We start from the raw sequence: 9,384 nt of genomic DNA on the forward strand, positions 1-9,384 counted from the left end.
TTGGTGGCGCCAGGGCATGATCGGCGGCGCCAAAGCGCATTACGACGGCATCAAGGCCTTTTCGGAAACCGACTTTACCGAAGATCTGAAGATCATCACCGTGCCGACCCTTGTCATGCACGGCGATGACGACCAGATCGTGCCGATCGCCGACTCTGCCCTGCTCTCGTCCAAGCTCCTGCAGAACGCCACGCTGAAGGTCTACGAGAAATTCCCACATGGCATGTGCACCACCCATGCCGACATCATAAACCCCGACATCCTCGCCTTCATCAAAGGCTGATGCGTGACGTTGCCGGGCGCCGACCAGGCGCCCGGTTGCCGCTATGGCTTGCGGTCCGATACACAGACGCCGCGCGCCAGGTCGATCGATTGACGTGGGTTACGCATTTTCCCATGAAACCGTTTTCGCCGCTTTGCGTTTAGCGGCCATGAAAAGAGAACGTGAACCCTCATCAAAGGCTTACCGGCAGGACCGTTTCGAAAACACCGAGCGAGCCGCCAAGGAAACCATCGAGGCGGAGCAGCGGGCCCGCCGCGAAAAAACCAAGCGGCTGAAAGAGCTGCGCCTGGCGCAACAAAGCGGCCAGGATCCCGCAACCAAGTAGATCTCACGCTCACACCGTCGGTCCGGCCGACGCCTTGATCGGTCTCATCTCGTGCCGCCGCCCTCGCCCGCATCTTCCCGCGCGGCCAAAATTGTTTTTTGAATTTCGGACCTTCGCCCATCTTGCAGAGCAAAGATCGCGAAATTATCTTTTTTTTCACGAAAGCGATTCACGGCATCCAAAAAGGGCAGATTGCGATGTCAGACAAGCTGTTCAGCACGCGTGACGAACCGCTCGCCTCGGGAGACCTCGATGTGTGCAGGCGTGTCCACGAAGCTCTCTGTAGTGGGCTAAAGATCGACAGATCAGGCAAGGAGGCCGACCGTCTGGGCGCCCTCATCATCGAGCTTTACCGTCAGGGTGTGCATGACGAAAGCCAGCTCAGATTGCTGGCCGGCGGAAGGTGAGCCTGATAGCGCGCCTTCAGGTTCAAAAGACCTTTCACCAATCCCGTTCGCTCGCCAATGCCTTAGCCATGGACCTGTTGACAGCCCGCACCAGCGCCGTCCCGTGAGGGCCAGCAGGCTGTCGGCGTAGGCAGCGAGTTCGAGCGGGCCGACATACATACACAACGGCCGGCAACGAAGTCGGGTCTGGAGCCGCGGGCAGTTGCACGGCGACAGTGGCCTGACACAGCGCCATGTCGCCAACGACAAGCAGCATTGCCCGTCGTCGGAGGGGCAATGAATTCGGCAAATCACGAAGGTTCCTCAAGGAGGATTACGGGTTCGTTGTCGTCTCGGTGCTTGTGGCAGAGGTCTCGGTTTCGTCAACATTTTGGGCGGCTTCAGTGGTGTCCGCTGTGCCTTCCATTCCAGTCTCAGAGGTTTCTTCAGCCGCGACCGGGTCTGTCGTCGGGCTCCCGTCGGCCGTCTCGCCGGTCGCTGTCTCGGTCTCTGCTGCCGGGGTTTCCGGTGTCGGGGCGGCTGCCGCCAAGGCGTCTCTCATCTGGTCGATCGTTCCGATAGCTGTTCCGACACCGAGCGTCTCCTGTGCCCAGCCCAAAGCCTCCGGCGTGACCGTGCCTGTTTTGGTTGCGGCGGCCAGCGCCGCAGTCAGGGCGGCATCGCCCAATACCGGATCGTCGGCCGGTGGCGCCACTCCGTTGGTGAGTTCATATTGAGCGTACGCCGTGCTGAACGCGGCAATTGCGGCCATCCTAGGATCGGCCGTTTTCATGAGAGCATGGAAGTTGCGCTTCAGCGAATTGAGACCGGCAAGCTCTGCTGGCTTTTTTGCAGGTTTTGTCACAGGCGCGTTGGCGATGGTCGTTTTTTTGGACGTGCCCTTCGTACTGACAGTCTGCTTGGCCGATTTCGTCTTGGCGGCCTTGCCCGTGCTTCCGGTCCGGCCACTTTCTGTCTTCCCCCTCGAGCTGGCGCTGCCCTTTCCGCGGCCGCTATTGCTGCTGCCGCCTCCGTGACCTCCGCCGCTGTTTCCGCCGCCGTGGCCACCACCGCCACCGCCACCCCCACCGCCGCCGCCGCCACCGCCGCCGCCGTTGCCGTTGCCGTTGCCGCCCTTGGCGAAAGCAGGCGAGAAATCGGTGAAGATGATGTTGAGAGGTGCAATCGCCAAGCTCGTCGAGAGACAGAGAACACCGAGAATTATGGAGAGCCGCATGCTAATCCTTCCGACATGCACAGGAGTGTGTTACATCTCGGTCATTGATGCAGCCCGTCCATAAAGATCTAATTGACTATCTACTTTCAATTTGAACTTGTTGCTGAATTTCCCAAAATGAACCTTTCCCCTTCCCCTGCGTTATCCCCTCGATACATCCGTTTACCCAAGGTGAGTGAAATGAACAGATTCGCCATCATTGCCCTGTCGATAGCGACGGCCTTCTCCGGAATGCCGGCCTCGGCAGGCCCGGCTTTCGTGCCGAGCCCGGTGCAATCGGCACAGCCGGTGCCTCAAAGCACCGATGCCCGGATTATGACCGTTGGTTGCAATAACTTCACGAACTGCCCGGGTCAGTTCAGCAACAATCGCAGGTGGTATCGCAACCGCCACTATCGCAACCGGGACTACTACCGCGACCGAGACTACTACCGAGACGATCGCTATGGCTGGGATCGTCGCTACGATCGCCGGTATCGCCGCAACGACAATACCGGCGCCATCATCGGCGGCCTGGCCGCCGGCGCCATCATCGGCGGCATCATCGCTTCGCAGCCGCGCGCACGTGCCTATGGTTCTTCGCATGCGGAGTATTGCTACAGCCGCTACCGGTCCTACCGCGCCTATGACAATACCTACCAGCCGAATTACGGCCCGCGCCGCCAGTGCCGCTAGTCCGGTCTATCCATCAGAGCAAGCCTCGCATGAAGATGCGGGGCTTTTTGATGCCGATGTGTCCCAAACAACCCCACCTGCTTCCCAACGGCCCTCAGCCATGCTTGTCTTCCGCTCCAGCCGCGCGGATCGAACTTGGTGAATCGCCCCGCCGCCTGACAGATCGTGGGTGATCGATGATATCTGCAGAGACAGCAAAGCCCGGCACCCGCATCGTCCTGCTTCCCCCTGATCTGGAAAACCTGTCGGGCTTCGAAGCGGCGCTCGCCGCTGGCTGGTCCCTCGATCCGCGCCGCGCAGGCGACGAAACCTACGTTCACGGTGAGCTTCAGCGGCTGCGCCAGGACAGATCAAGGTTTCTCGACGATCTCATTCCTGATGGCAGACGGCGCGCCGGATCCCGACCGCCGCCTCTCACCACCCGTCTGTTCTGGATCTGGGACGGCGAATTCTGCGGCAGCATCAGCCTGCGCTTTCAGGCCGGCACCGAGGAGTTGCCGCCCGAGGTGTCAGGCCATGTGGGATATTCCGTCGTGCCGTGGAAACAGCGCAATGGCCACGCGACCGCCGCCCTGAGCCTTCTGATGGCCGTGGCATCGAAGGAAGGCCTCAACCGCGTAGTCGTGCTCTGCAACGAGGACAACGACGCCTCGCGGCGGGTGATCGAGCGCAATGGCGGCGAATTGTTCATGCGCGGCCCGCATCCTTCCGACAGACCCGATCAGATCAAGCTGTATTTCTGGCTGCGGCCTGGCGTCGTCGTCTGACGTGAAGCGCGGCGGATTTGTAGACGGACGGAGCACAAGCCTTGCCCGCCTTTGCTCCGTCCGTCCCCTCAGCCTGGGGCGGGCTGAGTGCTGATCGCGGCGGCTTGTCGGGCGCCGGCGCCGGATTCTCTCAATAGGTCGCGGCCGGTTTTGGCTTCTTCTCGGTCCATTGCGGCGGCGCGCCGTATTTGGCGGCCACGGCGCCCATCAGTCCGGGCGGCCGGCCGAAGGCGTCGCAGGCGGCGTATTTCGGTTTGCCGCCGAGCCAGGATTTCATCCGCTGCCCTGAGGGCGGCGAGATATCCAATCCCCTCGGCTCCTTACCTTTGATCAGCATGCGGGAAAACTCGCTGCTGAATTTCGAAGCCAGGCTATAGGCATCGCCGACTTCAGACACGCGGGGGTTATTCTGCAACGAGTTTGCGCCGCGCGACCAGACGATCGCCGCCCGCTGCACGCCACCACTGTCGACGGCCTCCGCCTCGACCGCCAATCCGCCGAGGCCGGCCGGCAGCCGCGGCACGCCGACCGGCAGCACGAAACCGGTGCCGACGGTCACAACGGTCGAAACACCAGCCATCGCCTTGTTGGTCGGCACAATGTCGGTGACGACGGAGCGGATTGTCAGGTCCGCCGGCTGGCCGGCAGAGACCAGTTGGTATTTGTCGCTGAGCGAAATGCAGAGTGCTCGGTCCAGAGCATTCGCCACCATCACGCGATCGGCGTCCGATTTGACGCGGGTCGCGGCGTTGAAGGCGAAGGTCGTCGGCACGATGCTCACCGTCTTTGCCGGACTAAGGCGCGTCCCATCGACATAGACGCGCGATTTCGACAGCTTGCCCTTCGGCGCACCGAGATTGCCGTAGGAGGAGAGCGTACCGGCCTCCTTTAGCGGCACCGAGCTGCACCCGGCCGCGGCCATGACGAGCGCCACCGGCAGAGCGAGGCACAAACTTCTCGACGCCACGGGGAAGGAAAATGGGAATGGATTGCTGCGCACGCTGCCTGGCCTCCGTCGCCGATGAACTCGGGCGAAAGTGGCGGTCGACAATTGCCGCAACATTACATCGTTTCCGTGAACGGATGCCGCCGGAGCAGGCCGGCTTATCCGAGGTCGATCGTCACCCGCGTCCCGGTCGCAGCGCTTTCGATGCCGACCTCGCCGCCGTGGTTTGCGGCGATCTGCTTAACGAGGCTGAGGCCGAGACCGGCACCCTTGCTCTTCGGGGTGACGCGGTAGAACGGCTCGAACACCAGCTCCCGATGCTCGGCCGGAATGCCCGGCCCTTCGTCGGCGACACTGATACGGCCGCCGCCGAAAGGCGAACCCGACACAGAAACCGTGATCATGCCGCCGTTGCCGCCATGGTCGATGGCGTTGCGCACGAGGTTGCTCACCGCCCGCGGCAGGGCGGAAGGGCTGCCACGGCGTTTCAGGCCTTCCACGTCGCTCTGAAAGGAAATCTGGTAACCGGCGGCAATCGCCAGCGGCGCCAGATCGGCAACCGTCATTCGGGCGATCTCGACGAGATCGACCGTTTCGTCGAGATCGGCCGCCTGATCGTTGCGCTCGAAATCGAGCAACTGCTCGGCCGCCTCGGCCAGCCGCGCCACGTCGTCAAGCAGCCGCTGCCGCTCGCGCCCATCAGGCATGCCGTCGATGCGCGTTTGCATGATGGCGATCGGCGTCCGCAACTCATGCGCCGCATCGAGCAGGAAACGCTGGCGTTTCTTAAACTCGTTCTCAAGCCGCTCAAGCGTTCCGTTAAAAGCAATCACCAATGGTGCGATTTCCGTGGGAATACCATCCACCGGCAATCGGGCTCCTTGCCGGCGGGGTTCGATTTCCGATGCCTTGCTCGCTATATCCGTCACGCCGGCCAAAGCGCGCGCTACGACGCGGGGGATCGTTAGAAAAACCCCGGGCAAAGCGATGGCCAAAAGTGGTGTGTAAATGAGGTAGGTTTTGCCGAGTATTGCCAGAAATGCGGAGCTTCTGCTGGCGTTTCCGCCGTACATCACTCTGTACTCGCCTTCTGCCGTGTCGATACGGTCGATAGAGGCGACCTCGGTCGTACCAGACGCCCCTCGTATGTCGGCGTCTTTGATGAGGTAGACGTACTGGGCTAGGTCCGCATAGGGCGCCGGTATTACGCCGTAGGAGGCCGTTTCTCCACTGGGTGTTGCGACGAAAAACCAGAGCCTGTTGTTCTCAGCCTTGAACGACCTCAGACGCGGGCTATCCGCTATGGCGATCCTGCCCTGCGAGTCACGCGTAAGAGCTTCCTCGAGGGCTGCAGTCAGCTGAACCTGCATTCCTTCATTGGGCGAGAGGATGCTGGTGGCGTAAATGCAAAGCCCGATGATCACTGTCGCAACAACAGCCACGAAAACGATACTGAGCTGCCAGCTGAGCGTCCACCAGAGTGAAAGGTTCGACTTGGTCGCCTCGCGCATCACTCCTCCTTCATGAGATAACCGACGCCGCGGATATTATGGATCGCGACGCCGGCGCCGGCATCGATCAGCCGCTTGCGCAGCCGCGAAATATGCGCGTCGAGCGCATTCGACTGGATTTCCTCTTCGTAATTATAAACCGCCGCCTCCAGTGTCGAGCGCAGCACGGTCTTCTCTTTGCGCCTTGCGAGTGCCGCCAGCACCAGAAGTTCGCGCCGGGGCAGATCGAGCGGCACGGCATCGACGGTGACGCTGAGATGCAGCGGGTCGATCACCATCCGCCCGGCCGTGATCTTGAGTTCGGCCAGTTCAGGCGATCGCCGCAGCACGGCCCTGAGCCGCGCCATCAGCTCCTCGACCAGGAACGGCTTTCCGAGATAGTCGTCGGCCCCGAGGTCGAGGCCCTCGATCCGCTCCTTCGGTTCGTTCAGCGCCGTCATCACGATGATCGGCGTATCTTTCCCCGTCCGCCTGAGCTCCGGAATGAAGCTCAGGCCCTCTCCGTCGGGCAGGCGCCGATCGAGCAGGATTGCATCATAGAGGTTCTGCCGCGTCAGTTCGACCGCATCGGCCAGATGGATCGTATGGTCCGCGACGATCCCATGTTTGCCGAGTGCGGCCGATAGCGCCTCAGCCAGCTCCCTCTCATCTTCTATCAGCAGTATTCGCATCGCCCGCCCATTGTCTCGCTCTCCCCTCTGTCCGCCACAAGGGTTGCGGCAGCATTGCGGAGCTTCAAAGGCAGCCGGTCATGCTGCCGCAATTGTTGAGGTCCAGCACAGAGAATATCCGCGGCAGCTGGAGATCAAGATGATCCGACCTATCCTTCGTCTCCTGACGAGACACTTCCTCTCCGCCTTCATCCTGGCCGCGCTGCTCGCAGCCCCGCTCGTCATTCTGCACACGCTTCACGAAAAGACGACATTCGAGAACGGCCTGCTAATGGAGGTCCGATGATGCAGCGAGCGAACCTCAGGCGGTCTTACTGTCTGCCGTGCAATAGGCCGAGAAGGCCTGAAGATAGGCCTGCACCTTGGAACGGTTCTCCGCTGCCTCAATGGTGTTGAACACCTCGGCCGGCTCCAGCTTCATCAAAGGAAGCCTGAGGAAAATATCGCCCGCGAACCGGTCGCAAGAACGGTGCGACCGTCGCTGTCAATGCAAAAGGCTAGGCGCGATTGAGTAGCGCCCTAAAAAGCGACTTTTACTTGAACTGGTCGAGCCTCGCGTTAGCCTGGACGCTGCTGCCGAATCGGCTGGAATTACCCCTTAAGGAAATACACATGTCGGCTTTGATCGAGGCGCGGGGCGTCAGCAAACGCTTCCGGCAGCACAAGAGATTTCCGGGCTTGCTGGGCGCCTTGAAGACGTTGGTGACCAACGAATATACGGAAGTTCTGGCCGTTTCCGACATCGGTTTCGACATCGCGGCGGGCGAAGCCGTTGGCTATCTCGGCCCGAATGGCGCCGGCAAATCGACGATGATCAAGATGATGACCGGCATCCTGGTGCCGAGCGACGGCACGCTCTCGGTACTCGGCCGGACACCACACCTGCGGCGGATGGACAATGCCCGCGAGATGGGCGTCGTTTTCGGCCAGCGCAGCCAGCTATGGTGGGACCTGCCGCTGGTCGACAGTTTTACCCTGCATCAGCGCATCTACGACATTCCCACCGCCCGCTATGCGGATAATCTCCGACGCTTCAGCGAGTTGCTTGATTTGACGCCCTTTCTCGACCGCGCGGTCCGCCAGCTCAGCCTCGGTCAGCGCATGCGCGCCGAGATCGTGATGTCGCTGCTGCACGACCCCAAGATCCTCTTTCTGGACGAACCGACCATCGGGCTTGATGTGGTCGCCAAGGACGCCGTGCGGCGTTTTCTCGCCGAGATCAACCGTGAGCGCGGCGTCACCATCATCCTCACCACCCATGACCTGCAGGACATCGAGACCATCTGCCCGCGGCTGATCATGGTCGATCATAGCAGGCTGATCTTCGACGGCGAGTTGAAGAGCCTGCGCGCGGCATTGGGTTCGGCCCGGCGGCTGACACTTGAATTTGCCAGCGACCCTGGACCGCTGCCGTTGCGCACCGCGGCACTCGTCAGCGACGAAGGCTTGCGCAAGAACTATCTCATCGAGCGTGAAGACATCTCGCTGGTCGCAATCCTGTCGGAGGTCGGTAGCGGGCGCGGCCTCAAGGATGTGGCGCTGCACGAGCCCGACATCGAAGAGGTCATCCGCACCTTCTACCAGCGGCGCAATGCCAAGGCTCTGGCATCATGAGCGCCTATTTCGCCTTCGCGCGCAGCTCCTTCCATTCGCAGCTCGCCTACCGCAACGAAGTATGGGCCAATATCTTCGGCAAACTCGTGCAGGTCTTTGCGCGTGTCGCCATCTGGCAGGCGGCCTATGCCGGCATCGGCGGCATCGTGGTCGATGGCGTGTCCCTGCAGCAGATGGTGACCTATGCCCTGCTCGGCGGCGCCGTGATGGGCGCAACCCGCCCTGAAAGGATCATCGGCGAAATCGGCCGGTCGCTGAAGACGGGCGATATCGCGGTTTGGCTGCTCAAGCCCTTGTCCTATCCGCTCTATCTTTTAGCCAACGAATGCGGCGGCTTCGGCTATCGCCTGATGACCCAGGTCATTCCGACCATCGCCTTTACCGCGTTGTTTTACGGCATGCTGCCGCCGACGACCCTGTTCGATGGCTTGATGTTCATCGCCTTCTGGGCGCTGTCCTTTACGCTGCTGTTCCTGATGTCGGCGCTCTTCGGCCTCATCGCCTTCTGGCTGATGACGAGCTTCTCGCTGGACTGGATCCTGGGCGCCCTGCTGCAATTGTTCTCGGGCCTGCTGATACCGTTCTGGTTCTTCCCCGAACCGCTGGCCACGATTGCCCGCCACCTGCCCTTCGCCTGGGTGGTCTATTATCCGAATGCCGTCTATCTCGGCAGGCTGTCCGCGGCCGATGTCTGGCTGCATCTCGGCCTGGGCCTTGCCTGGACCGCGCTGTTCCTCGCCGGCGTCCTCTGGCTGTGGCGCTGCGCCTCCACCCGCATCACCGTGCAGGGAGGTTGATCGTGCTTATTCATCACCTTCGCGTCCTGCCGCTGCTGGTGCGGATGCATGTCCGCTCCCAGATGGAATATCGCGGCGCTTTCTGGCTCGACCGTCTTGCGCAGATCCTTTCCTATGGCAGCGTCTTCGCCACCATCGGCATCCTGCTCGCCCGCTTCGATACGCTTGGCGG

Annotated in this window: 12 protein-coding genes and 2 pseudogenes; 9 read left to right on the forward strand and 5 right to left on the reverse strand. The window is 61.6% G+C overall.

Going from position 1 to position 9,384, the window contains the following annotated elements; genetic code table 11:
* The 3 genes from FY112_RS37810 to FY112_RS15545 all read left to right on the forward strand — a co-directional run.
* Positions 1–283: alpha/beta hydrolase (locus tag FY112_RS37810; RefSeq protein ID WP_246700684.1), on the forward strand; the 283-nt coding region annotated here is incomplete at its 5' end.
* Between the two features lie 43 nt (positions 284–326).
* Positions 327–608 carry a hypothetical protein gene (locus FY112_RS15540; RefSeq protein WP_151518783.1) on the forward strand — a complete coding sequence of 94 codons (282 nt, stop codon included), beginning with the start codon at positions 327–329 and terminating at the stop codon, positions 606–608.
* A gap of 197 nt (positions 609–805) precedes the next feature.
* Positions 806–1,015 carry a hypothetical protein gene (locus tag FY112_RS15545; RefSeq protein ID WP_131645392.1) on the forward strand — a complete coding sequence of 70 codons (210 nt, stop codon included), beginning with the start codon at positions 806–808 and terminating at the stop codon, positions 1,013–1,015.
* A 313-nt stretch (positions 1,016–1,328) separates the two neighbouring features.
* Here FY112_RS15545 and FY112_RS36755 read toward each other — a convergent pair whose 3' ends face one another.
* A complete protein-coding gene (locus FY112_RS36755) occupies positions 1,329–2,231 on the reverse strand; it encodes a hypothetical protein (RefSeq protein ID WP_181018225.1) in 903 nt (300 codons plus the stop codon).
* 180 nt (positions 2,232–2,411) lie between these two features.
* Here FY112_RS36755 and FY112_RS15555 point away from each other — a divergent pair, with 180 nt between their 5' ends.
* Positions 2,412–2,906: a BA14K family protein gene (locus tag FY112_RS15555; RefSeq protein ID WP_027668764.1), complete on the forward strand. Its 495-nt coding sequence runs from the start codon at positions 2,412–2,414 to the stop codon at positions 2,904–2,906.
* A gap of 176 nt (positions 2,907–3,082) precedes the next feature.
* A complete protein-coding gene (locus FY112_RS15560; RefSeq protein ID WP_151518785.1) occupies positions 3,083–3,673 on the forward strand; it encodes a GNAT family N-acetyltransferase in 591 nt (196 codons plus the stop codon).
* Positions 3,674–3,803: 130 nt separating this feature from the next.
* On the opposite strand, the gene FY112_RS15565 is transcribed toward FY112_RS15560, so the two are convergent.
* Genes FY112_RS15565 through FY112_RS15575 form a run of 3 tightly spaced genes read right to left on the reverse strand, consistent with a single transcriptional unit; the run spans position 3,804 to position 6,801 of the window.
* Positions 3,804–4,736: a DUF3313 domain-containing protein gene (locus tag FY112_RS15565; RefSeq protein WP_246700685.1), complete on the reverse strand. Its 933-nt coding sequence runs from the start codon at positions 4,734–4,736 to the stop codon at positions 3,804–3,806.
* A 41-nt stretch (positions 4,737–4,777) separates the two neighbouring features.
* Entirely contained in the window at positions 4,778–6,130 is a 1,353-nt protein-coding gene (locus FY112_RS15570) for a HAMP domain-containing sensor histidine kinase (protein WP_151518786.1), read from the reverse strand.
* Complete coding sequence (locus FY112_RS15575; protein ID WP_094087605.1) at positions 6,130–6,801, reverse strand: response regulator transcription factor; 672 nt, start codon at positions 6,799–6,801, stop codon at positions 6,130–6,132. Before FY112_RS15575 ends, FY112_RS15570 begins: the two co-directional genes overlap by 1 nt.
* Before the next feature lie 139 nt (positions 6,802–6,940).
* Between FY112_RS15575 and FY112_RS36760 the strand changes: the two genes are divergently transcribed.
* Positions 6,941–7,087, forward strand: a complete 147-nt coding sequence (locus FY112_RS36760) for a hypothetical protein (RefSeq protein WP_165504188.1) — start codon at positions 6,941–6,943, stop codon at positions 7,085–7,087.
* A gap of 15 nt (positions 7,088–7,102) precedes the next feature.
* On the opposite strand, the pseudogene FY112_RS15580 reads toward FY112_RS36760, so the two are convergent.
* Positions 7,103–7,261: pseudogene (locus FY112_RS15580) on the reverse strand (NAD(P)H-dependent oxidoreductase); the annotation flags it as partial.
* Between the two features lie 152 nt (positions 7,262–7,413).
* On the opposite strand from FY112_RS15580, the gene FY112_RS15585 reads away from it, so the two are divergent.
* The 3 genes and pseudogenes from FY112_RS15585 to FY112_RS37815 all read left to right on the forward strand — a co-directional run.
* Positions 7,414–8,415 (forward strand): ATP-binding cassette domain-containing protein, encoded by a 1,002-nt coding sequence (locus tag FY112_RS15585; protein WP_151518787.1) that lies wholly within the window; start codon positions 7,414–7,416, stop codon positions 8,413–8,415.
* The gene (locus FY112_RS15590; RefSeq protein ID WP_151518788.1) at positions 8,412–9,212 is read left to right on the forward strand and encodes an ABC-2 family transporter protein; all 801 of its coding nucleotides are present in this window, start codon (positions 8,412–8,414) and stop codon (positions 9,210–9,212) included. The genes FY112_RS15585 and FY112_RS15590 overlap by 4 nt, the downstream gene beginning before the upstream one ends.
* A gap of 2 nt (positions 9,213–9,214) precedes the next feature.
* Positions 9,215–9,384: pseudogene (locus FY112_RS37815) on the forward strand (ABC transporter permease); the annotation flags it as partial.

Origin of the sequence: Rhizobium sp. PEPV16 (assembly GCF_008919455.1) — a bacterium.
Classification (GTDB): Bacteria; Pseudomonadota; Alphaproteobacteria; order Rhizobiales; family Rhizobiaceae; genus Rhizobium; species Rhizobium leguminosarum_Q.